Source organism: Streptococcus sp. HMSC034E12, from assembly GCF_001835915.1.
GTDB lineage: Bacteria > Bacillota > Bacilli > Lactobacillales > Streptococcaceae > Streptococcus > Streptococcus vaginalis.
The window spans coordinates 98,055-119,015 of sequence record NZ_KV826432.1 but is presented as its reverse complement, the minus strand read 5'-3'; the positions used below and the strand labels follow the sequence as shown (position 1 = coordinate 119,015).

Sequence of the window (20,961 nt, the reverse complement as noted above, 5' to 3'; positions counted from 1 at the left end):
TCCTTCCTTTTTCTTACCTTTTAAGGATAGCAAATTTGAAGCTTTTAGGAGAGCTGGGTAGCTGTTCTACTCTTTTTGGTTTCTATTTCGTACTTCTTAATACGCCTATCTATCTCTTCAGGTACTTTTACATTCTTTTCAGCGGATAAAGTTAAAATTAACAGATGTCTGTTTGGGAGTTTTCATGATAAATTCAGCATTATAATTCTGTAAATTCTGTAGTGAAGCATCGATTATGAAATTCTAAAAAACGCCTGCTTACGAAATTGTTTTTTTGTAAAAGCAATTTCGTAAACAAGCGTCTACGTTTCTTATCATAAGATGAGTGTTCCCGCTAGGAAAAATCCTAGCGGTAGACCAGAGCTAGACTAAGAGTAACATTACTCCATCATCATAACACTCAACAAAATTGATAAAAATTATACTAATTCAATGATTGCCATTGGAGCAGCATCACCACGACGTGGTTCAGTTTTAAGGATACGAGTATATCCACCGTTACGTTCTGCATAACGAGGAGCTAAATCAGAGAATAATTTTTGAAGAGCAGTAGTTGAAGTATACTTTTCTGTTTCTTCATCATAGTTTTCTGAGGCAATTTCGTTACGAACAAAAGCTGCTGCTTGACGACGAGCATGCAAATCACCACGTTTACCCAAAGTAATCATTTTTTCAACTGTTTTACGGATTTCTTTAGCACGAGCTTCTGTTGTCACAATTGATTCGTTGATAATCAAGTCAGTGGTCAAGTCGCGAAGCATTGCTTTACGTTGTGAGCTAGTGCGTCCTAGTTTACGGTAAGCCATGTTTTCCTCCTTTATTTATCGTTTTTTAATCCAAGACCGAGATCAGCAAGTTTTACTTTCACTTCTTCAAGACTCTTACGTCCTAGATTTCTTACTTTCATCATTTCAGGTTCAGTTTTTTCTGTCAAATCAAATACAGTATTGATACCAGCACGTTTCAAACAGTTGTACGAACGAACTGACAAATCTAATTCTTCAATTGTACGATCCAACACACGATCATCTGAAACTTTTTCTGTTTCTCTCATCACATCAGTAGATTTTGCTACTTCAGTTAAGTTAGTAAACAGGTCTAAATGTTCCGTTAAAATGTGCGCAGAAAGCCCTAGGGCATCTTCTGGAATAATCGTCCCGTCTGTCATGATTTCAAGAGTTAATTTATCAAAACCATCATTGCTACCAACGCGAGCTGGTTCAACTTGATAATTAACTTTTTTCACCGGCGTATAGATTGAATCTACCGCAAGCGTCCCTACTGGTGCATCATCTTTTTTGTTTTCATCAGCCGGTACATAACCACGACCTGTATTTACGGTCATAATAGCTTTTAAGCTAGCACCTTCACCAATTGTAAAGAGATAATGATCAGGATTTACAATTTCAATATCACTATCCGTCAAAATATCACCGGCAGTAATTTCTGCAGGACCTTCAACATCCAGTTCAATTGTCTTTTCGTCTTCGACGTAAGATTTTACAGCAATCCCTTTGACGTTCAGAATGATTTGCATCACATCTTCACGGACACCTGGAACTGTATCGAATTCGTGCAATACACCTTCAATATTGATAGATGTCACAGCAGCACCCGGTAGAGATGCAAGAAGTACACGGCGAAGTGAGTTCCCAAGCGTTGTACCATAACCACGTTCTAGTGGTTCTACTACAAATATGCCATAGTCTTTCTTTTCATCAATTTTTGTTATATTTGGTTTTTCAAACTCAATCATTTAGTTACTCCCTCTTAAACGAAAAGCAGTGTAATGGTTTATGATTATACACGGCGACGTTTTGGAGGACGAGCACCATTGTGTGGCACAGGAGTCACATCACGAATAGCTGTTACTTCAAGACCAGCGGCAGCAAGAGCACGAATAGCTGACTCACGACCAGAACCTGGACCTTTAACAGTAACTTCAACTGATTTAAGACCGTGTTCTTGTGCAGACTTTGCAGCAGCTTCAGATGCCATTTGGGCAGCAAATGGTGTAGATTTACGAGAACCTTTAAATCCAAGAGCTCCGGCAGATGACCAAGCAATTGCGTTACCATGCACATCAGTAATCATAACAATAGTGTTGTTAAATGTAGCGTGAATATGAGCAATACCAGATTCGATATTTTTCTTCACACGACGTTTACGTGTTGGTTTAGCCAAGACTTTTTACCTCCTTATATTATTTTTTCTTACCAGCAATCGCAACAGCTTTACCTTTACGAGTGCGAGCGTTGTTCTTTGTGTTTTGTCCACGTACAGGAAGTCCACGACGATGACGGATTCCGCGATATGAACCAATTTCCATCAAACGTTTGATGTTTAAGTTTACTTCACGACGAAGGTCACCTTCAACTTTGATAGCATCCACTTCACGACGGATAGCGTCTTCTTGATCAGATGTTAAATCTTTCACACGAATATCCTCTGAAACTCCAGCAGCTGCTAAAATTTTCTTAGATGTTGGAAGACCAATACCGTATACATAAGTCAGTGAAACAACTACACGTTTGTCATTTGGAATATCAACTCCAGCAATACGAGCCATTTTTTCTCCTTTCTATTATCCTTGACGTTGTTTGTGTTTTGGATTTGCTGGGCAAATCACCATAACACGACCATTACGACGAATAACTTTGCAGTATTCGCAAATTGGTTTGACCGATGGTCTTACTTTCATTTCTTATCCCTCCAAGTATTTCGATTATTTAAAGCGGTAAGTGATCCGTCCACGTGTCAAATCATAAGGACTCATCTCGACAGTAACACGGTCTCCCGCTAAAATACGAATATAGTTTTTACGAATTTTACCAGAAACTGTTGCTAAAATCTGATGTCCATTTTCAAGTTCAACCGTAAACATTGCATTCGGCATTGTATCAACTACTTTGCCTTCAACTTCAATCACATCGTCTTTTGCCACGCAAAAGCACCCCCTAAATTTCGATTCATTCCTCTGAACACAGAGGTAACAATTATAAGTCAGACTAATTCATTGTATCACTACTTGTCAAATATTGCAAGTGTAAAAAACGCTTTTATTTTAACTTTAACAAGACTTTTTCAATATCTTTAAATACATCATCAATCTCTTGATTTCCTTGAATATCATAAACCAAATTTTGAGAACGATAATGCTCAATAATTGGTGCTCCTTGAGCGATATTGACATCTAAACGGCGTTTCACGGTTTCTGGCTTGTCATCCTCACGTTGATAATAATCCTCTTCATTATAATCTGCTGGTGGATTGAAGACTTTATGGAAGGTTTCTCCCGTTTTTTTGTGAATAATCCGTCCGCTCAAGCGCTCTAGCAAGCTGTTAGGATCCACTTCGATATTAACAACCCCGTCTAAAGTAAGCCCAAGTTCAGCAAGTATCTGATCCAGTGCATGAGCTTGATCAATGGTGCGTGGGTAGCCATCTAATAAAAAGCCTTTTTCTTTAATATCATCTTGTGCTAAACGTTCTTTGACAATCCCATTAGTCACTTCATCTGGCACTAATTCACCTTTGTCAATATATGATTTCGCAAGTACCCCCATTTCAGTTTGGTTGGCCATGGCTGCACGGAACATATCCCCTGTTGAGATATGCGCAACACCAAATTCCTCAACGATTTTGGCCGCTTGAGTCCCCTTGCCTGCACCTGGCAAGCCCATAATCAAAAGATTCATGATCCTTCTCCTTTTTTGTTTTTAAATAAATCTATTACAAATTCTTAATAAACTTGTTTAAAAACAAAATAGAAAGAGTGGGACAGACTTCAGAAAATCTATGATTTTCGATTTGCTCTCCCACCCCGCAACATAGTTGATTCAGGATGAAAACAAAAACTCATTTTCATCATCAACCACTGCGTTCGTACTTTAACGCAAATTGCTTTTAAAGTATAGAATATCTTTCTTTACTCTGTTTCTATTCTGTTGTATTCATAAAGCCAGTATATTTTCTCTTCAGAAGGTAGCCTTCAAGCTGTTTCATTCCTTCAATACCAGTTGCAATAATAATCAGCAAACTAGTACCACCTAAAGCAACAGCATCTGTCAATCCAAACAAATCTTTTGCTAAAATCGGTAAAATCGAAATAAAGCCTAAGAAAAGTGAACCAACTGTTGCTAAGCGACGAAGCAACTTAGACATATATTCTTCTGTTCCTTTACCAGGACGTACACCATGAATATAGGCACCGCTCTTTTGCAAATTCTCTGCAGTTTTCTCTGGATTGATTTGTACAAATGTATAGAAAAATGTAAACAAAATAATCAAGAGTGCGTACATCACAATTCCGCTTGCGGTTGTTGTTGCAAACAAGGACTGGGCCACTCGAACCCATTGTGCATTATGACCTGTAGCTGTCAAAAATTGGAAAATAGCTGCAGGTGCGGCAGTAATCGAACTTGCAAAGATAACCGGAATAACACCCGCCGGATTGACCTTCAAAGGAAGGTATGAGCTAGAAGGCGCACCTTGCGCAATCTTTGTATACTGGATTGGAATTTTGTATTCTGCTTGTTGAACGAAGGTTGTAAAGTAAACAATGAGTAAAACAGCTATAATCAGAATAGTAACAAAAATGATAGATGAAGTAATACGGCTGCTTGGTACATTGACAAAGTAGTCTACATATATACTCTTAATCATTCCTGGAATTGCTGCTACGATACCTGCAAAGATAATCATAGAAACACCGTTACCATAGCCTTTATCTGTAATTTGTTCCCCTAACCAAGTCACAATCATAGAACCCGTCGTTAACAGAAAACCAATCAGCAAATAAGTTTGCCAGTTAGGCGTTGCCACCAACTTAGCACTAGACAAGGTATGGAAACCTGCTGTAATACCGATAGATTGAACAAACGCCAAGACTAAGGCAATATAGCGCGTTGCTTGATTTAACTTTCTTCGTCCAACTTCACCTTGCTTGCCCCATTCTACAAACTTAGGTAAAATATCCATTTGTAGCAATTGAACAACAATAGAGGCGGTAATATACGGACTAACTCCCAATGCAAATACTGAGAAATTTCGCAAAGCATTACCTGACACAAGGCTGAGCATGTTTAGAAATGAAAGCCCGTTAAGAGCTTCCAAGCTTTTTGCATTAACACCTGGAACAGTAATCGTCGTACCAATTCGAAATACTAATACAATAAAAATTGTAAAGAGAATTTTTGAACGAACCTGTTTGATTTTTAATGCATCTTTTAATAGTTTAAAAAACATAGGTCACCTCGCTTAGATGACTTCCACTGAACCACCTTTAGCAGTGATAGCTTCTTCGGCTGATTTAGAGAATTTAGCTGCTTTCACAGTCAATTTCTTTGTCAATTCGCCGTTACCAAGAATCTTAACACCAGATTTTTCAGCTTTTACAATCCCTGCTTCGATAAGGACAACTGGAGTTACTTCTGCCCCGTCTTCAAAAACATTCAATTGATCAAGATTTACAATTGCATATTCTTTACGATTGATGTTCAAGAAACCACGTTTTGGCATGCGACGGAACAATGGTGTTTGTCCACCTTCAAAACCAAGACGAACTTTACCACCACTACGAGCTTTTTGACCTTTTTGACCACGTCCAGCTGTTTTACCATTACCAGATGAAGTACCACGACCAACACGGTTACGGACTTTACGAGAACCTGTAGCAGGTTGTAATTCATGAAGTTTCATTATATTTTTTCTCCTCTTTTGTAAAATGCTAGCGCTTATACTGAGAAAAAGGTGTCCTCAGGATAAACTCGCCTATACATATATTTAGTTTAAGGGGCTGAGAAAATCCTCTCATCCCCTAGTTTATTTCAATTTAAAGTTTTGTTAGCAAAATGATTACTTACTTAACTTCTTCAACAGTTACCAAGTGTGATACTGCTGTAATCATACCACGAACAGCAGCATTATCTTCTTTGATAACTGAGCTATTTAATTTGCCAAGTCCAAGTGCTACAACAGTTTTACGTTGTGACGGAATGCGTCCGATTGGAGACTTTGTCAAAGTAATTTTAATTTGAGCCATGTGAATCTCCTTTCTTATGCTAAGTCAGAAACTGAAATACCACGAAGGGCAGCAACTTCTTCAGCGCGTTTTAATTGTTTCAAACCTTCAACAGTTGCGCGAACGATGTTGATTGGAGTGTTAGAACCAAGTGATTTAGATGTTACATCTGCTACACCTGCCAATTCGATGACGGCACGAACAGCACCACCAGCAGCCACTCCAGCACCTTCTACAGCTGGTTTCAACAAGACACGAGCTCCACCAAATTCAGATGTTACTTCATGAGGAATTGTTGTGCCAACCATTGGTACTTCAATTAGGTTTTTCTTTGCATCTTCAACGGCTTTGCGAATTGCTTCTGGTACTTCTTGAGCTTTACCAGTACCAAAACCAACACGACCATTACGGTCACCAACAACTACAAGAGCCGCAAAACGAAGACGACGTCCACCTTTAACAACTTTTGTAACACGGTTAATCGCAACTACGCGTTCTTCAAGTTCAACTGCATTGTCTTTAAATGCCATTTTTTAGTGTCCTCCCTATTAGAATTTCAATCCGTTTTCACGAGCTGCATCAGCCAAAGCTTTTACACGTCCGTGATATAGATATCCACCGCGGTCAAACACCACTTCAGTAATACCTTTAGCAACTGCACGTTCAGCAACAAGTTTGCCGACAACAACGGCTTGTTCAGTTTTAGTTCCTTTTGAAACTTCTTTGTCAAGAGTTGAAGCGCTTGCGAGCGTTACACCCGCTACGTCATCAATTACTTGAGCGTAGATGCCTGTATTAGAACGGAATACGTTCAAACGTGGGCGATCAGCAGTTCCAGAGAGTTTTCCGCGAACGCGACGGTGGCGTTTTTGGCGGACTTTATTTTTATCTGGTTTCGAAATCACAATTTTCACCTCTTAATTTTATTTCGTGCCTAAGCACAAAGTTGGAAATAAATATTTTGGTTAAAAAACAACCTTATAATATTATTTACCAGTTTTACCTTCTTTACGGCGGACGAATTCACCAACGTAGCGGATACCTTTCCCTTTATATGGTTCAGGAGCACGCAAGCTACGGATATAAGCAGCAGTTTGTCCAACTACTTCTTTTGAGATTCCGTTCACAACAATAGTCGTTGGATTTGGAAGTTCAAAAGTAATACCTTTAGGAGCTTCCACTTCATCTGGATGAGATTTACCAACTGAAAGTACCAATTTTTTTCCTTGAAGTTGAGCACGGTATCCAACCCCACGCATTTCAAGTTCTTTCTTGAATCCTTCTGATACACCATGAACCATGTTGTTCAAAAGAGCACGAGTTGTTCCGTGGATTGTTTTCATTTCTTTTGTATCGTTTGGACGGTGAAGAGTTACTTCAGTTCCTTCCACACGAATATCAATATCTTTAGAGAACGTACGAGTGAGTTCTCCTTTAGGTCCTTTTACAGTTACGACATTGTCTTTGTTTGTCAATTCGACACCAGCAGGCAATGCAATAACTTTATTACCAATACGTGACATTTTTTGTTTTCTCCTGTTAGATTGTCAAGCCGCAGAACGACTAGTTTTCACGGGGGAACTATCATAGTAGTTTGTACGATAGTTCTAACGTTTTATTCAAATACATCATTCAAATTAGTTTTGCCAATTTGAACACGAGCTACGGCCTGTGTGAAAAAGATAAATCTATCTTGAATGCGGGCATTCATCGCTAGATTTCCTATTTTCACTTTGTCCGTCACGCTCTTTGTATCATGCAATTACCAAACGTAGGCGATTACTTCCCCACCAACATTCTTTTGGCGTGCTTCTTTGTCAGTCAACAAGCCTTCAGATGTTGAGATAATCGCAATTCCAAGTCCATTCAAGACTTTTGGAAGATCTTCACATTTTTTGTAAACACGAAGTCCTGGTGTTGAAACACGTTTCAAACCAGTGATAACTTTTTCACCGTTTTGACCGTATTTAAGGAATACACGAATAACACCTTGTTTATCATCTTCAATGTACTCAACGTTCTTCACAAAACCTTCGTGTTTAAGAATTTCAGCAATCCCTTTTTTGATATTTGATGCAGGTACTTCTAGCACTTCATGTTTTGCTTGATTCGCATTACGAATACGTGTCAAAAAGTCTGCAATTGGGTCAGTCATAACCATTTTGTTTTTCTCCTCTTACTAGTAGTTTGATAATTCACTTGCTAGTTAATGATTGAGCTAGGCTCAGTTTGATGGATACACTCTAAACAGACTTGCTGATTAGAACACGGACTACAAGCTGTGCAAAATAGATAGATTTCTCTAGGAGCATCGCTCCTGAGCGAAATCCCCTATTTTTGCTGGGCTCGTTACGCCTTTTGTATCATGTTTTAATTGAGTTCAAGCTAAGAACTTGGTGAAAAAGATAAGTTTGCCTTGGAGCATCGCTCCTACACCAAACTTCCTATTTTCATTGCGTTTTCTTAACGCTCTCACATCTTAAATTACCAAGAAGCTTTGGTAACGCCTGGAATTTGTCCTTTGTATGCTAACTCGCGGAAGCAAACACGGCAAAGTTTAAACTTGCGGTAAACTGAATGTGGACGACCACAACGTTCGCAACGAGTGTAAGCTTGCGTAGAGAACTTCGCAGGGCGTTTGTTCTTAGCAATCATTGATTTTTTAGCCAATTTATTTACCTCCTAGATTATTTTGCAAAAGGCATTCCAAGGCCTGTAAGCAATTCACGTGATTCTTCATCCGTGTTAGCAGTTGTTACAATAACAATGTCAAGACCGCGAGTCTTGTCGACATCATCAAAGTTGATTTCTGGGAAAATCAATTGTTCTTTCACACCAAGTGTGTAGTTCCCGCGTCCATCAAATGATTTTGTTGGAACACCGTGGAAGTCACGAACACGTGGAAGTGATACAGTAACCAATTTATCCAAGAATTCATACATGCGTTCACCGCGAAGAGTTACCTTAGCACCAATCGCTACACCTTCACGAAGACGGAAGCCGGCGATAGATTTTTTAGCTTTAGTGATAAGTGGTTTTTGACCTGAGATAAGAGCAAGTTCTTCAGCAGCTTTTTCAAGATTTTTAGCATTTGATACAGCATCTCCAACACCCATGTTCAAAACGATTTTATCCACTTTTGGCACAGCCATAACAGATGAGTAGTTAAACTTTTCAGTCAAAGCAGGAACTACTTCATTAAGATATTTTTCTTTTAAACGATTAGCCATTATACTTCTCCTTTCCTTCGTGATTAGTCAAGCACTTCGCCTGATTTTTTATTGTAACGAACTTTTTTGCCGTCTACAAACTTGTAGCCAACACGTCCTGCAACACCATTTTTGTCCAACACTTGAACATTAGACACATGGATTGGTGCTTCTTTTTCCACGATAGCACCTTGAGGATTTTCGTTATTCGGTTTTTGGTGTTTCTTGATGATGTTCACACCTTCAACAACAACTTTATTTACTTTTGGAAGTGCGGCAACGACTTTGGCTTCAACACCTTTGTCTTTACCAGCAATCACGCGAACTTTGTCGCCAGTTTTTACAAACATTGGTTTCTCCTTTGATTTCTTACGCCCTGACGGGCACCCTATCTATCAAAGATAGGGGACTTAGTTTGTTTTTGATTAAAGTACTTCTGGAGCAAGTGAGACGATCTTCATAAATCCACCTTCACGCAATTCGCGTGCAACTGGACCAAAGATACGTGTCCCGCGAGGTGTTTTATCATCACGGATAATCACTGCAGCATTTTCGTCAAATTTGATGTATGAACCATCTTTGCGACGAGCACCTGATTTAGTACGAACGATAACCGCTTTTACAACGTCACCTTTTTTAACCGCACCACCAGGAGTAGCTTGTTTTACAGATGCAACGATGACATCGCCAATGCTAGCGAATTTACGCTTTGAACCACCAAGAACTTTGATTGTCAAGATTTCGCGGGCACCGCTGTTGTCAGCAACTTTCAAACGAGTTTCTGTTTGAATCATTTAAGTTTTCTCCTTTCTGGTTTGATTAGATGATAACTGCTTCTTCTACAACTTCTACAAGACGGAAGCGTTTTGTAGCTGAAAGCGGACGAGTTTCCATGATACGAACAATATCGCCTTCTTTAGCGATGTTATTTTCATCATGCGCTTTGTATTTTTTAGAGTAGTTAATACGCTTACCATAGACTGGGTGGTTACGTTTTGTTTCAACTACAACTGTGATTGTTTTATCCATCTTGTCAGAAACGACGCGTCCAACAAGCGTTTTACGTTGATTACGTTCCATTTTAGAATTTCTCCTTTCCCAAGTCTATTATTTCATTTCTGATTGAACAGTTTTGATACGAGCGATTTGCTTTTTCACTTCTTTCAAGCGTGCAGTTTGTTCTAATTGACCCGTTGCTGCTTGGAAACGAAGATCAAACAATTCTTTCTTCAATTCTCTTTCACGCTTCGCGAGTTCTTCTTGAGAAAGACCACGAAGTTCTTTAACAAATTCTTTTACTTCATTAAGTTTCATGCCTTCTCCTTATTCTGCTTCACGTTTCACGAATTTTGTTTTAACCGGTAATTTGTGGCTTGCAAGACGAAGCGCTTCGCGAGCAACTTCCTCAGGCACACCAGCGATTTCAAACATCACTTTACCACGTTTAACTGGTGCAACCCAACCTTCTGGAGCACCTTTCCCAGATCCCATACGAACCCCGATAGCTTTGGCAGTGTATGATTTGTGTGGGAAGATTTTAATCCAAACTTTACCACCACGTTTCATGTAACGCGTCATAGCGATACGAGCAGCTTCAATTTGGCGGTTTGTGATCCAATGGCTAGTAGTTGCTTGAAGGCCATATTCTCCAAATGCCACTTCCTTACCACCTTTAGCTTCACCGCGCATTTTACCACGAAATTCGCGGCGGTGTTTAACACGTTTAGGTACTAACATTGGTTATTTACCTCCTTTAGTGTTTTTACGAGCTGGAAGAACTTCTCCGCGGTAAATCCATACTTTAACACCAAGTTTACCGTAAGTAGTATCTGCTTCTTCCCAAGCGTAATCAATATCTGCACGAAGCGTATGAAGCGGAACAGTCCCTTCAGAATACCCTTCACTACGAGCGATATCAGCACCGTTCAAGCGGCCAGATACTTGAGTTTTAATTCCTTTAGCTCCCGCACGCATGGTACGTTGGATTGCTTGTTTTTGAGCACGACGGAAAGCAACACGTTGTTCTAATTGGCGAGCAATTCCTTCACCAACAAGATGAGCATCCAAATCTGGTGATTTGATTTCAATGATGTTGATGTGGACTTGTTTACCAGTCAATTTGTTAAGTTTTGCACGAAGTGCATCAACGTTTGCTCCACCTTTACCGATAACCATACCTGGTTTAGCAGTGTGAAGAGAAACGTTTACTTTATTTACTGCGCGTTCGATTTCAATAGTTGAAACAGCTGCGTCAGCTAATTCTTTTTGAACGAATTTACGGATTGCAAGATCTTCATGAAGGTAATCCGCGTATTCTTTTTCAGCATACCATTTGGCATCCCAGTCACGGATGATACCGACACGCATACCTATTGGATGTACTTTTTGACCCACGATTTTACCTCCTTATTTTTCTGCAACGACCACTGTGATGTGGCTAGTGCGTTTGTTGATTGGTGAAGCTGAACCTTTTGCACGTGGACGGAAACGTTTCATTGTTGGTCCTTCGTTTGCGTAAGCTTCAGATACTACCAAGTTTGCTTTTTCCAAGCCAAAGTTGTTTTCTGCATTAGCGATTGCTGAATTCAACACTTTTTCGATAATGCCAGCAGCTTTGTTTGGTGTGAATTTCAAGATTGCGATTGCGTCAGCGACGTCTTTCCCGCGGATATTGTCAAGAACTAGACGAGATTTACGAGGTGAAACGCGCACTGTACGAGCCATTGCTTTAGCTGAAGTAATTTCTGCCATGTTTTTCTCCTCTCTTATCTACGTGTCTTCTTGTCGTCAGCAGCGTGACCTTTGTAAGTACGAGTTGGTGCAAATTCACCAAGTTTGTGCCCTACCATGTCTTCTTGGATGTAAACAGGAACATGTTTACGTCCATCATAAACTGCAATTGTATATCCGATGAAACTTGGGAAAATCGTAGAACGACGTGACCAAGTTTTGATGACTTTTTTCTTTTCGTCGTTGGCTTGAGCTTCAACTTTTTTCATCAAATGCTCATCGACGAAAGGTCCTTTTTTAAGACTGCGTCCCATTTTTATGTTTTCTCCTTTAAAATATGTACCACAACGGCTTGCACTGACAATCAGCGCTACCGAGCTGGCGGAATTTTGCGAGTTAGCTCGCTAATTATAAGTATGTAACAACTCACGAGGGGCAGTAGTTGATTGCTAGTTAGCTATAGCTATCAGCCTTGCTACACATCTAATCAACTTTGCCAAGGTTTCGCAATGAAGTTTGGCAGCTAAACCGCCAAACTTCTGCTCAGCCGCCTATTTCTCGTTGCGACGACGAATAATAAGTTTGTCGGATTTCGCTTTCTTGTTACGAGTTTTAAGTCCAAGAGCAGGTTTGCCCCATGGAGTAGATGGTGCTTTACGACCAACTGGTGCTTTACCTTCACCACCACCGTGTGGGTGATCGTTCGGGTTCATTACAGAACCGCGGACTGTTGGGCGGATGCCTTTCCAGCGGCTGCGTCCAGCCTTACCAAGGTTAACCAATCCATGTTGTTCATTTCCAACAACACCGACAGTTGCACGGCAAGTTCCAAGAATCATGCGAACTTCGCCTGATTGCAAACGAACAAGAACATATTTACCTTCTTGTCCCAATACTTGGGCAGAAGCTCCAGCAGCACGTACTAATTCACCACCATGTCCTGGTTTCAATTCAATATTATGAATCAATGTACCAACTGGGATATTAGCAAGTGGAAGAGCATTTCCGACTTTAATATCCGCTTCTGGTCCAGAAACGATGCGTTGACCAACTTCAAGGCCTTTAGGAGCGATGATGTAAGCTTTCACACCGTCAGTGTAATGTACAAGAGCGATGTTTGCTGAACGATTTGGATCGTATTCAATTGTTTTAACAACTGCTTCAACACCGTCTTTGTTACGTTTGAAGTCAATCAAACGGTAATGGCGTTTGTGTCCACCACCTTGGTGACGAACTGTGATACGACCGTTGTTGTTACGACCAGCTTTGTTGTTCAAAGAAACAAGCAAAGTTTTTTCTGGAGTGCTCGTTGTGATTTCAGCAAAATCCAAAGAAGTCATATTACGGCGACCATTTGTAGTTGGTTTATAAACTCTGATTCCCACGATATTTCCTCCTTAGATTATTCTGCTTCAGCACCGAACAACTCGATTGCTTTTGAATCAGCTGTAAGAGTGATGATAGCTTTTTTAGTTTTGTTTGTAAAACCAGTATAACGCCCTATACGTTTTGCTTTTGGTTTTACATTGATTGTGTTCACATTTGCAACTTTCACTCCGTCAAAAGCAGCTTCAACCGCTTGTTTGATCAAAAGTTTATGAGCACGAGTGTCCACTTCAAATACGTATTTACCTTCTTCAAGAAGAGCCATTGTGCTTTCTGTGATGATAGGCTTTTTGATTACGTCATACAAATTCATTATGCAAGAACCTCCTCGATTGTAGAGATAGCTTCTTTAGTAACAAGAAGTTTGTCGCTATTTACGATATCAAGAACACTTGCAGTTGTTGCTGTTGCAACTTTCACATTTGGAAGGTTACGAGCTGAAAGTGCAGCAAATTCGTTTCCTTCTTCGAGAATTACAAGTACTTTTGTATCAAGGCTAAGCGCAGCAAGTACTTTTGCAAACTCAGCAGTCTTTGGAGCTGTAAATGAAAGGCTGTCTACAGCTACGAATTTGTCCTCAGCAACTTTTTCAGAATAAACTGATTTAAGTGCCAATCTACGAACTTTTTGTGGAAGTTTGTAGGCGTATGAACGAGGAGTTGGACCAAATACGGTACCACCACCACGCCATTGTGGAGAGCGAATAGAACCTTGACGCGCACGTCCAGTTCCTTTTTGACGCCATGGTTTGCGTCCGCCACCTGATACTGCAGAGCGGTTTTTAACAGCGTGAGTTCCTTGACGAAGGCTTGCACGTTGACTGATAACAACGTCAAAGACAACTGATTCATTTGGCTCAATACCAAATACTGCATCGTTAAGAACTACTTCACCAGCTTCTTTACCAGTTTGGTCAAATAATTTTACGTTTGCCATTGTGACTGATTTCCCCTTTCTTTATTATTTACCAGCTTTAACTGCTGACTTGATAGTGATAAGAGATTTCTTAGCACCAGGCACGTTACCTTTGATGAGGATAACGTTTTTCTCTGGAACAACTTGTGCGATTTCAAGGTTTTGAATCGTTACACGATTGCCACCCATGCGTCCTGCCAAGTGTTTGTTTTTGAAAACACGGTTAGGCGCAACTGGTCCCATAGAACCAGGACGACGGTGATAACGAGAACCGTGAGCCATTGGACCACGTGATTGACCGTGGCGCTTGATAACACCTTGGAAACCTTTACCTTTTGAAGTCCCTGTTACATCAACAACATCGCCAGCTTCGAATGTATCTACTGCGATTTCTGCACCGACCTCTAAGCCTTCAATGTTTTTGAATTCACGAATGAAGCGCTTAGGAGCCGTGTTAGCTTTCGCTACATGTCCTTTAGCAGGTTTGTTGCTCAATACATCACGAAGGTCGTCAAAACCGACTTGAACAGCGTTATAACCATCTGTTTCAACTGTTTTTACTTGAAGAACCACGTTTGGTGTTGCTTCAACAACAGTTACAGGGATCAATTCGCCAGCTTCAGTGAAGATTTGAGTCATTCCCACTTTTTTCCCTAAGATTCCTTTTGTCATGAGAAAATGTTTCCTTTTCTATATTTTTTCAAAAAGTTTTTAACGAGCGTTTTTTATGCTCAAGATTAAGATATTAAGGGCGTTAAGAGAGCCTGGTAAAAATAGGAAACTGACGCAGTGTTCGACGAACACTAGGAAGTTCATCTTTTTTGCAGAGCTCTTAGCCCGTATCCAGTTAAGCCCGAATACTTTTACCTTGCATCTGATTATAGTTTGATTTCTACGTTCACACCACTTGGAAGATCCAACTTCATCAAAGCATCAACTGTTTTTTGAGTTGGGTTGATGATATCAATCAAACGTTTGTGTGTACGCATTTCAAATTGTTCGCGAGAATCTTTGTATTTGTGAGTCGCACGAATGATTGTGTAGAGGCTACGTTCAGTTGGAAGTGGGATTGGTCCTGCAACTTCTGCACCTGTACGAGTAGCAGTTTCTACGATTTTTGCAGCCGCTGTATCAAGTGTACGATGTTCGTATGCTTTCAAACGGATACGGATTTTTTTGTTTGCCATCTTTTTCTCCTTTTCGTCTATTTAAGATAATAGGCTAGCTCCACAAGAAAACCGAGACGCCATTGCGTGGCAATGCAACCGAGCGTGTCGCAACCTCTTGCATCAAAGCTACAGACTGTTTTTCACAGCACCATAATAGAATAACACAAAGCCTTACTGATTGCAAGGGATTTGAGCAAGTTTTTTAGTTTTTTTATTTAAAAGCGTTCCCCTTTCTTATTGAGCTTTTACTATCTTCTGAAAAAGCAAGAGATTAAATATAGAAATCTTTATTAGTCGTGAGTACCAACACAAAAAAATCAAGTCTCATTTAAAATGAGGCTTGACATTTACAAATCATTTTTTCTTTAATATGAATAAGTAGAATTGCCTGGTAAGAAGACAAACTACCCCTTCCACGCTTAAAGTCAGTTTGTTTCCTACATGCTTAGTTGAAGGGCTTGCACAGATTTTTAACTACTAGGATAAATCGAATGATCAATACAAACTTGCACTTCCCCATGCACTAAGAATTTACTTGTGCTTTACAGACCCATCTGCTGCTTTTGTGACAGCCTTTTGAATTTCCTGCGCATAGAGTCGACCACCTGCAGCAATTGTGTCGGCATCTTCTCCAAAGTGGATATGATCACTACCTACCCAGATTTCTGGGTGCTGCTTGGCAGTAGTGTTCCAATCGGCAATAGTGACGTAAGCATATTTCTTGGCTAACTCTCTGGCATATTGCGCATGTTTTTCGGCGACAGGATTGTCATATTTGTCTGAATTACCATCGTAAGGAGTTACCAGAATAAGCCGATGTCCCTTCGGTAGGGTCTTGACCAACTCATTCAGTTCTTCTTCGTAGTTAAAGACAATATTAACACCGCTTGCTACCACGACGGTCTTGAGCAAGCCGCCAACTGCGGCATTATTGCTCATAATTTCGCGAGCCTAAGCTGTATTGCGACTGCCTTGAGCATCGACTTGTGCATCCGGCAGGACTTCCTTCAGCGGAGTACTAGCCCGTAAGGTAACGGAGTCACCAATAATCGTCACACCATCTGCAATATTGTAACTACTAGCTTCTCCTTTTTCTGCAAGACTTTTAGTCCGATTTAGCTTGGTGTCAGCCTGATGAAGACCATTGACTAGCATATCTGTCTCAAACGCCCCAATCTTCGGAGCAAGTCCGATAGCCAGCAGGCTGATAAGAAGCAAACCTACGAAACTCATTGCCAAGACCTTTTTCAACTGCGTAAAATGCAAGTCCCAACCGAGAAAAGCAGGGGATTTCTCAGCAATGATTGGCTCAATAACATAAAAGGACAGTCCAGCAAAAGCAAGAGAAAGAAGACTTGTTAAAATCACCGCAGGCAGATTGCCCATCAGCTGTGAAAAAATCGTGTAGAAAGGCCAATGGAAAAGATAGACTCCATAACTCGTATCAGCAATCACTGTCAAAACTAGCGGTTCTTTTAGGTCGAGAGTCTTCTCATGCAAGACCCGTGTAGCCAATATCATAGCCGCCACTGACAAACTAGCCAAAAGAAAACCAAGCAAATAGGTAAAAGCGAATCAAACTTGATCCAAAGCATCATCACGCCTAATAGACCCGCTCCCGCCGCAAAGACCAGACAAGCCTCTCGCAAAGACCAGGAGCGAATTATTTTCTTTAACAGGCCTGTCATCTGTTTGATACCGGTCAAGGTCGCTAGGATACTGCCGACAAAGAAAGGATAAATGTGAGTCCAGGTCGAGAAATAAAGCCCCGAAAAACTGAGTCCTAAAAGGCTGCCAATAAACATACTGAGAAAGCTGATAAGCAAACCAAACGAAGACAGCAAAAAGATACTGCCCCTCAGCTGACCGGCTGTTTTGCAATATTTGGCTAGGAACCAGACAGCCAGTCCCCAAAGTAGATAATAATGAACCTCTACAGCCAGACTCCAGTTATGGACAAATAAATGTGGAATAAACTGAGCCTCGTAGCTTCCACCCGTTATCATTTCGTAAAAGTTAGTCACAAAGCCCATGACTGCTGCAATCTGCGTTCCAATACCGGCTACAAAATCCCGCCGAATCAAAAAGGTAAAGGGCATGACCACCAATACCATGACGATGACAGGGGGAACAATCCGATAAAAACGCCGTCGAAAGAAGGCTAGAAGCTCTATTTTTTTACTCTGAGAAAACTCATCAATCAAGAGCGCTGTAATCAGAAAACCTGAAAAGGTGAAAAAGACATCAACACCGAGAAATCCCCCAGGAAATAATTTTTAAAAAAAGTGATACAAGAGAACCAGCAATAAGCCTGTCACTCGAACCATTGAAAACCATTTAATACGCATATTTCTCCTAAATCCTTTTCACTACTGATACAGACCGACCAACTCCCGCAAGCCTACATCACTGCTGAGTCAAGCAAGCCAAAAATTCTGTTAATTGCTGCATTTAGCAACGTTGCTATAAAATCTATTTTATTCTATTTTACCAAAAAATAAGCCAAAAAAACAAAAGACCTGGAATTTTATTTTCCAAGTCCATTGCTTATTTTATCTATTCCAAAGCCCTCTTCAGTCTGGCTGATAAGAAAATCAGCCTCTTCCTGATACATTTTATAGTAGTGTTCATATTGCTGGCGGCGGCTGGTGTGCGCTTGCCGAATCCAGTGCACATCGCGACCTCGAACGTCTGTATCTCGAGCCAAGCGGCGCTCTAATTCCGTCGCTGTATCGGTGTAAAAACAAATGGACAAATCAAACAATTCTTTCGGCAGAAAAGCAACTGACATGCCTTCCACAATTAGAATTGGTTTTTCCGCTGAAAGTCGCTGACTTGGTGCCCAAGGCTAGTCAATCGTCACTATATCGCAGCCAGATTGCAAAGCTCTTATATCACGTTCCAAGCTCTTCAATTCATGAGCCACTGGAAGACAGGCTGTCACTTTTTGCTCAGGAAATTCTTTAACCGCCAGCAAGTCACGATATTCCCCGTCTATTATATAAGGATCAGCCACAAGCAGATTAACTCGCTCTCGCCCCAGACTTTCTACTAAACGTTTGGCAAAAGTAGATTTTCCAGAAGCACCGTGTCCGTAAATCGCAAGCGTATGTTTTTTTCCCATCCAGCAAATAATCCTTGACTACTTCTACTAACGACTTCTCACCGTGATTCATCTAGAAATTCCTCTTTGAATGATTGTAACCATAGCGCTCGATGAAATCTTCACGAAATTCAAGCAAATTGTCATCTAGAATGGCTTGGCGGACATTTTTCATCAGATTGATGAGGAAATAGAGATTATGATAGCTGGTTAGGCGGAGTCCAAAGGTTTCATCAGCCTTGAGCAAATGACGAAGATAAGCGCGCGTATAGTTTTTGCAGGTGTAGCAATCACAGTTATGATCGAGCGGTGTGAAATCCTCTGCAAATTGAGCATTTTTCACGACCAAACGCCCCTCACTGGTCATGCAGGTACCATTTCTGGCAATTCGTGTTGGTAGCACGCAGTCAAACATATCCACACCACGTATTACCCCGTCAATCAGACTGTCTGGCGCTCCAACTCCCATGAGATAGCGAGGCTTGTTTTCAGGCAGCATCGGAGTTGTAAAGTCCAATACGGCATTCATCTCTTCATGAGATTCACCTACAGCTAAACCACCAATAGAATATCCTGGAAAATCCATACTAACCAAATCATGGGCTGACTGGCGGCGCAAATCTTCAAAACCAGCACCCTGCACAATCCCAAAGAGACCCTGGTCATGCGGACGGCGATGCGCTTTGAGTCCACGCTCTGCCCAGCGGCTGGTCCGCTCAATGGATTTCTTGACATAATCGTACGGTTGATAGAACTGCGGGCATTCATCAAAGGACATCATGATGTCACTGCCTAGATTGTTTTGAATAGAAATGGCCTTTTCTGGAGAGAGGAACATTTTTGCGCCGTTCAGGTGATTCTTGAAGGTCACCCCTTCTTCGGTGATGTTACGGCTGTCTGCCAAGGAATAAACTTGAAAACCACCGCTGTCTGTCAGAATAGCCTGATCCCAGTTCATAAATTTATGAAGCCCACCAGCACGCGCAATCAGCTCATCACCCGGCCGCAGCCAGAGATGGTAGGTATTGGATAAAATAATCCCTGAGCCCATTTCTTTGAGTTCTTCTGGTGACTGCGTTTTTACAGTTGCCTGAGTTCCCACGGGCATAAACATGGGAGTTGGAAAAGTGCCATGCGGCGTGATAATTTCTCCCAAACGAGCACCTGTGTGCTTCTCTTTTTTAATCAAACGATATTGAATCGGTGAATCTGACATTTTTACCTCCGATACTGGGAAAAACAGTCCCAGACCTTCATTTTACAGTATGTGAGTTCATTTGACTCACAACATCCTGTATGATTTTATCAAAAAAAGGAAGAAAGATAAAGTAGATAAAAACTTTTCTTTCTCTTAGAAGAATATGGTATAATATTTTTCAATATAGGAGGCAAATATGAACTTAAGTGAATTTCGGGCAGAAGCTCGTCGTATCCAGCGCCAAACCAAGGGAATCTACGCACTCTTTTTAGTGCCAATTGTGACTGCGATTGTTTCCGTTGTTTACAATTATTCTTCAGACACCTTGTCCAATAATATCTTACAATATGGTATCCAAAATACGGTTGTCCACGGGATCAATCGTTCTCTTTTTCCAATTGCAATTGGTTTTATCGTATCTTTCTTTTTAACAGCTGCTTTTTGGACTTTGCTTGAGGTCATTCGTAGAAAACAACAAGAGGTGCATTTTTCAGATTCCATTCGGACTTTTGATAGTAAAATAATCGGTCCTGTTTTCATGACGCTTTTGCTCAAACGCGTATTGCTATTTCTGTGGAATCTTTTCGTCTGGATTGGGAGCGGCATGATGATTCTTGCTAGTTTTAGTATCATTAAACTCCTCCCCAATTCTCAAGATATTTCACAAAACGTTGCGCTTCAAACAACTATTGGAACTTTATTGCTCTACATTCTTATCGGTTTTCTCTTGATGATTATAGGCGTTCTGATTGCACTCCCTCAGTACTATGCCTATTCTCAAGTGGAATTTATCCTCTGTGATAGTTTAGAAAACAATAGCTACGATGGCGCCTTTAAAGTAATCCGTGCGAGTCGTCAGATGATGAAAGGTTATAAAGGCAAGCGATTTGTTCTTGATTTAACCTTTATCGGTTGGTACTTGCTAAGTACCATTACTTTTGGGATTGCTTCTATTTATGTTTATCCCTACGTTTATACAGCTCAAACTCTTTTCTATGAAGCTGTGAAAAAGGAAAAAGAACAAACTCCGATTTTTTCTTAGTTTTTCTAACTCTGAAAAATAAAATTAACCTCACAAAGACTTGGATACTTGTTCAGGTCTTTTAAGTTGCTTTCAAATCATTTTACATAAGTAGAACACAAGAAATACCATAAACTCTAAACAAAAAAGCCACCAATTGGGTGACTTTATTAGGGAGATTATTATGAAAAAGTTTAGGATTTCTATC

Annotated in this window: 31 protein-coding genes and 2 pseudogenes; 1 reads left to right on the top strand and 32 read right to left on the bottom strand. The window is 40.5% G+C overall.

Annotated elements, in window-relative coordinates:
• Positions 1-419: 419 nt before the first annotated feature.
• From rplQ to tgt, 32 genes and pseudogenes are all read right to left on the bottom strand, one after another.
• Entirely contained in the window at positions 420-806 is a 387-nt protein-coding gene (gene rplQ / locus HMPREF2574_RS02935) for a 50S ribosomal protein L17 (RefSeq protein WP_003026513.1), read from the bottom strand.
• Positions 807-817: 11 nt separating this feature from the next.
• Positions 818-1,756 carry a DNA-directed RNA polymerase subunit alpha gene (locus HMPREF2574_RS02930; protein WP_024053187.1) on the bottom strand — a complete coding sequence of 313 codons (939 nt, stop codon included), beginning with the start codon at positions 1,754-1,756 and terminating at the stop codon, positions 818-820.
• Positions 1,757-1,800: 44 nt separating this feature from the next.
• Entirely contained in the window at positions 1,801-2,184 is a 384-nt protein-coding gene (gene rpsK, locus HMPREF2574_RS02925) for a 30S ribosomal protein S11 (protein ID WP_001118385.1), read from the bottom strand.
• Between the two features lie 19 nt (positions 2,185-2,203).
• Positions 2,204-2,569 (bottom strand): 30S ribosomal protein S13, encoded by a 366-nt coding sequence (rpsM, locus tag HMPREF2574_RS02920; protein ID WP_002262317.1) that lies wholly within the window; start codon positions 2,567-2,569, stop codon positions 2,204-2,206.
• Between the two features lie 15 nt (positions 2,570-2,584).
• Positions 2,585-2,701 carry a 50S ribosomal protein L36 gene (gene rpmJ, locus HMPREF2574_RS10075; protein ID WP_001808836.1) on the bottom strand — a complete coding sequence of 39 codons (117 nt, stop codon included), beginning with the start codon at positions 2,699-2,701 and terminating at the stop codon, positions 2,585-2,587.
• Positions 2,702-2,725: 24 nt separating this feature from the next.
• On the bottom strand, positions 2,726-2,944 hold the full coding sequence (gene infA / locus HMPREF2574_RS02915; protein ID WP_001029883.1) for a translation initiation factor IF-1: 219 nt from the start codon (positions 2,942-2,944) through the stop codon (positions 2,726-2,728).
• Positions 2,945-3,059: 115 nt separating this feature from the next.
• Positions 3,060-3,698: an adenylate kinase gene (locus tag HMPREF2574_RS02910; RefSeq protein WP_003031144.1), complete on the bottom strand. Its 639-nt coding sequence runs from the start codon at positions 3,696-3,698 to the stop codon at positions 3,060-3,062.
• A gap of 241 nt (positions 3,699-3,939) precedes the next feature.
• The gene (secY, locus tag HMPREF2574_RS02905) at positions 3,940-5,247 is read right to left on the bottom strand and encodes a preprotein translocase subunit SecY (protein ID WP_003026523.1); all 1,308 of its coding nucleotides are present in this window, start codon (positions 5,245-5,247) and stop codon (positions 3,940-3,942) included.
• 12 nt (positions 5,248-5,259) lie between these two features.
• Positions 5,260-5,700: a 50S ribosomal protein L15 gene (gene rplO / locus HMPREF2574_RS02900; RefSeq protein ID WP_003026525.1), complete on the bottom strand. Its 441-nt coding sequence runs from the start codon at positions 5,698-5,700 to the stop codon at positions 5,260-5,262.
• Positions 5,701-5,860: 160 nt separating this feature from the next.
• A complete protein-coding gene (gene rpmD / locus HMPREF2574_RS02895; RefSeq protein WP_003029471.1) occupies positions 5,861-6,043 on the bottom strand; it encodes a 50S ribosomal protein L30 in 183 nt (60 codons plus the stop codon).
• 14 nt (positions 6,044-6,057) lie between these two features.
• Entirely contained in the window at positions 6,058-6,552 is a 495-nt protein-coding gene (gene rpsE / locus HMPREF2574_RS02890) for a 30S ribosomal protein S5 (RefSeq protein ID WP_003029472.1), read from the bottom strand.
• 18 nt (positions 6,553-6,570) lie between these two features.
• Positions 6,571-6,927 carry a 50S ribosomal protein L18 gene (rplR, locus tag HMPREF2574_RS02885; protein ID WP_003026531.1) on the bottom strand — a complete coding sequence of 119 codons (357 nt, stop codon included), beginning with the start codon at positions 6,925-6,927 and terminating at the stop codon, positions 6,571-6,573.
• An 81-nt stretch (positions 6,928-7,008) separates the two neighbouring features.
• Positions 7,009-7,545 carry a 50S ribosomal protein L6 gene (rplF, locus tag HMPREF2574_RS02880; protein WP_022526030.1) on the bottom strand — a complete coding sequence of 179 codons (537 nt, stop codon included), beginning with the start codon at positions 7,543-7,545 and terminating at the stop codon, positions 7,009-7,011.
• 239 nt (positions 7,546-7,784) lie between these two features.
• Positions 7,785-8,183, bottom strand: a complete 399-nt coding sequence (gene rpsH, locus HMPREF2574_RS02875) for a 30S ribosomal protein S8 (protein ID WP_022526031.1) — start codon at positions 8,181-8,183, stop codon at positions 7,785-7,787.
• 323 nt (positions 8,184-8,506) lie between these two features.
• Positions 8,507-8,692: a type Z 30S ribosomal protein S14 gene (locus tag HMPREF2574_RS02870; RefSeq protein WP_001085699.1), complete on the bottom strand. Its 186-nt coding sequence runs from the start codon at positions 8,690-8,692 to the stop codon at positions 8,507-8,509.
• A gap of 17 nt (positions 8,693-8,709) precedes the next feature.
• On the bottom strand, positions 8,710-9,252 hold the full coding sequence (gene rplE / locus HMPREF2574_RS02865) for a 50S ribosomal protein L5 (protein ID WP_003026536.1): 543 nt from the start codon (positions 9,250-9,252) through the stop codon (positions 8,710-8,712).
• A 23-nt stretch (positions 9,253-9,275) separates the two neighbouring features.
• Positions 9,276-9,581 (bottom strand): 50S ribosomal protein L24, encoded by a 306-nt coding sequence (gene rplX / locus HMPREF2574_RS02860; RefSeq protein WP_003026539.1) that lies wholly within the window; start codon positions 9,579-9,581, stop codon positions 9,276-9,278.
• Between the two features lie 75 nt (positions 9,582-9,656).
• Positions 9,657-10,025, bottom strand: coding sequence for a 50S ribosomal protein L14 (gene rplN / locus HMPREF2574_RS02855; RefSeq protein WP_003026541.1), 369 nt, complete (start codon positions 10,023-10,025; stop codon positions 9,657-9,659).
• 25 nt (positions 10,026-10,050) lie between these two features.
• Positions 10,051-10,311 (bottom strand): 30S ribosomal protein S17, encoded by a 261-nt coding sequence (rpsQ, locus tag HMPREF2574_RS02850; RefSeq protein ID WP_003026542.1) that lies wholly within the window; start codon positions 10,309-10,311, stop codon positions 10,051-10,053.
• A gap of 27 nt (positions 10,312-10,338) precedes the next feature.
• Entirely contained in the window at positions 10,339-10,545 is a 207-nt protein-coding gene (rpmC, locus tag HMPREF2574_RS02845) for a 50S ribosomal protein L29 (protein ID WP_003029476.1), read from the bottom strand.
• A 9-nt stretch (positions 10,546-10,554) separates the two neighbouring features.
• Complete coding sequence (gene rplP, locus HMPREF2574_RS02840; protein ID WP_003029477.1) at positions 10,555-10,968, bottom strand: 50S ribosomal protein L16; 414 nt, start codon at positions 10,966-10,968, stop codon at positions 10,555-10,557.
• A gap of 3 nt (positions 10,969-10,971) precedes the next feature.
• Positions 10,972-11,625, bottom strand: coding sequence for a 30S ribosomal protein S3 (gene rpsC, locus HMPREF2574_RS02835; protein WP_021002172.1), 654 nt, complete (start codon positions 11,623-11,625; stop codon positions 10,972-10,974).
• 12 nt (positions 11,626-11,637) lie between these two features.
• Complete coding sequence (gene rplV / locus HMPREF2574_RS02830; RefSeq protein WP_003026550.1) at positions 11,638-11,982, bottom strand: 50S ribosomal protein L22; 345 nt, start codon at positions 11,980-11,982, stop codon at positions 11,638-11,640.
• 14 nt (positions 11,983-11,996) lie between these two features.
• The gene (gene rpsS, locus HMPREF2574_RS02825; protein ID WP_000533765.1) at positions 11,997-12,275 is read right to left on the bottom strand and encodes a 30S ribosomal protein S19; all 279 of its coding nucleotides are present in this window, start codon (positions 12,273-12,275) and stop codon (positions 11,997-11,999) included.
• Positions 12,276-12,512: 237 nt separating this feature from the next.
• Positions 12,513-13,346 (bottom strand): 50S ribosomal protein L2, encoded by an 834-nt coding sequence (gene rplB / locus HMPREF2574_RS02820; RefSeq protein WP_003026553.1) that lies wholly within the window; start codon positions 13,344-13,346, stop codon positions 12,513-12,515.
• A 17-nt stretch (positions 13,347-13,363) separates the two neighbouring features.
• Positions 13,364-13,660, bottom strand: coding sequence for a 50S ribosomal protein L23 (locus HMPREF2574_RS02815; RefSeq protein WP_024053188.1), 297 nt, complete (start codon positions 13,658-13,660; stop codon positions 13,364-13,366).
• Complete coding sequence (rplD, locus tag HMPREF2574_RS02810; protein ID WP_003026556.1) at positions 13,660-14,283, bottom strand: 50S ribosomal protein L4; 624 nt, start codon at positions 14,281-14,283, stop codon at positions 13,660-13,662. Before rplD ends, HMPREF2574_RS02815 begins: the two co-directional genes overlap by 1 nt.
• 24 nt (positions 14,284-14,307) lie before the next feature.
• Positions 14,308-14,934, bottom strand: a complete 627-nt coding sequence (gene rplC / locus HMPREF2574_RS02805; protein WP_024053189.1) for a 50S ribosomal protein L3 — start codon at positions 14,932-14,934, stop codon at positions 14,308-14,310.
• Between the two features lie 206 nt (positions 14,935-15,140).
• The gene (rpsJ, locus tag HMPREF2574_RS02800; protein ID WP_002894478.1) at positions 15,141-15,449 is read right to left on the bottom strand and encodes a 30S ribosomal protein S10; all 309 of its coding nucleotides are present in this window, start codon (positions 15,447-15,449) and stop codon (positions 15,141-15,143) included.
• 513 nt (positions 15,450-15,962) lie between these two features.
• A pseudogene (locus HMPREF2574_RS02795) lies at positions 15,963-17,779 on the bottom strand (acyltransferase family protein).
• Between the two features lie 179 nt (positions 17,780-17,958).
• Positions 17,959-18,607 (bottom strand): annotated as a pseudogene (locus tag HMPREF2574_RS02790) (uridine kinase).
• The gene (gene tgt, locus HMPREF2574_RS02785) at positions 18,608-19,750 is read right to left on the bottom strand and encodes a tRNA guanosine(34) transglycosylase Tgt (RefSeq protein WP_003026563.1); all 1,143 of its coding nucleotides are present in this window, start codon (positions 19,748-19,750) and stop codon (positions 18,608-18,610) included.
• A 178-nt stretch (positions 19,751-19,928) separates the two neighbouring features.
• Between tgt and HMPREF2574_RS02780 the strand changes: the two genes are divergently transcribed.
• Entirely contained in the window at positions 19,929-20,774 is an 846-nt protein-coding gene (locus HMPREF2574_RS02780; RefSeq protein ID WP_024053195.1) for a DUF975 family protein, read from the top strand.
• The last annotated feature ends 187 nt before the right edge of the window (positions 20,775-20,961 follow it).

Coding starts and splice junctions, on each gene's coding strand:
- HMPREF2574_RS02780 (WP_024053195.1), top strand. CDS start 19,929: ATGAACTTAAGTGAATTTCGGGCAGAAGCTCGTCGTATCCAGCGCCAA.
- rplD (WP_003026556.1), bottom strand. CDS start 14,283: ATGGCAAACGTAAAATTATTTGACCAAACTGGTAAAGAAGCTGGTGAA.
- rplN (WP_003026541.1), bottom strand. CDS start 10,025: ATGATTCAAACAGAAACTCGTTTGAAAGTTGCTGACAACAGCGGTGCC.
- rplO (WP_003026525.1), bottom strand. CDS start 5,700: ATGAAACTTCATGAATTACAACCTGCTACAGGTTCTCGTAAAGTCCGT.
- HMPREF2574_RS02815 (WP_024053188.1), bottom strand. CDS start 13,660: ATGAATTTGTATGACGTAATCAAAAAGCCTATCATCACAGAAAGCACA.
- rplC (WP_024053189.1), bottom strand. CDS start 14,934: ATGACAAAAGGAATCTTAGGGAAAAAAGTGGGAATGACTCAAATCTTC.
- HMPREF2574_RS02930 (WP_024053187.1), bottom strand. CDS start 1,756: ATGATTGAGTTTGAAAAACCAAATATAACAAAAATTGATGAAAAGAAA.
- rplP (WP_003029477.1), bottom strand. CDS start 10,968: ATGTTAGTACCTAAACGTGTTAAACACCGCCGCGAATTTCGTGGTAAA.
- rpmD (WP_003029471.1), bottom strand. CDS start 6,043: ATGGCTCAAATTAAAATTACTTTGACAAAGTCTCCAATCGGACGCATT.
- rpsH (WP_022526031.1), bottom strand. CDS start 8,183: ATGGTTATGACTGACCCAATTGCAGACTTTTTGACACGTATTCGTAAT.
- tgt (WP_003026563.1), bottom strand. CDS start 19,750: ATGTCAGATTCACCGATTCAATATCGTTTGATTAAAAAAGAGAAGCAC.
- rpsE (WP_003029472.1), bottom strand. CDS start 6,552: ATGGCATTTAAAGACAATGCAGTTGAACTTGAAGAACGCGTAGTTGCG.
- rplV (WP_003026550.1), bottom strand. CDS start 11,982: ATGGCAGAAATTACTTCAGCTAAAGCAATGGCTCGTACAGTGCGCGTT.
- rpsQ (WP_003026542.1), bottom strand. CDS start 10,311: ATGGAACGTAATCAACGTAAAACGCTTGTTGGACGCGTCGTTTCTGAC.
- rpsM (WP_002262317.1), bottom strand. CDS start 2,569: ATGGCTCGTATTGCTGGAGTTGATATTCCAAATGACAAACGTGTAGTT.
- rpsS (WP_000533765.1), bottom strand. CDS start 12,275: ATGGGACGCAGTCTTAAAAAAGGACCTTTCGTCGATGAGCATTTGATG.
- rpmC (WP_003029476.1), bottom strand. CDS start 10,545: ATGAAACTTAATGAAGTAAAAGAATTTGTTAAAGAACTTCGTGGTCTT.
- rplE (WP_003026536.1), bottom strand. CDS start 9,252: ATGGCTAATCGTTTAAAAGAAAAATATCTTAATGAAGTAGTTCCTGCT.
- HMPREF2574_RS02910 (WP_003031144.1), bottom strand. CDS start 3,698: ATGAATCTTTTGATTATGGGCTTGCCAGGTGCAGGCAAGGGGACTCAA.
- secY (WP_003026523.1), bottom strand. CDS start 5,247: ATGTTTTTTAAACTATTAAAAGATGCATTAAAAATCAAACAGGTTCGT.
- rpsJ (WP_002894478.1), bottom strand. CDS start 15,449: ATGGCAAACAAAAAAATCCGTATCCGTTTGAAAGCATACGAACATCGT.
- rplX (WP_003026539.1), bottom strand. CDS start 9,581: ATGTTTGTAAAAACTGGCGACAAAGTTCGCGTGATTGCTGGTAAAGAC.
- rpmJ (WP_001808836.1), bottom strand. CDS start 2,701: ATGAAAGTAAGACCATCGGTCAAACCAATTTGCGAATACTGCAAAGTT.
- rplF (WP_022526030.1), bottom strand. CDS start 7,545: ATGTCACGTATTGGTAATAAAGTTATTGCATTGCCTGCTGGTGTCGAA.
- rplQ (WP_003026513.1), bottom strand. CDS start 806: ATGGCTTACCGTAAACTAGGACGCACTAGCTCACAACGTAAAGCAATG.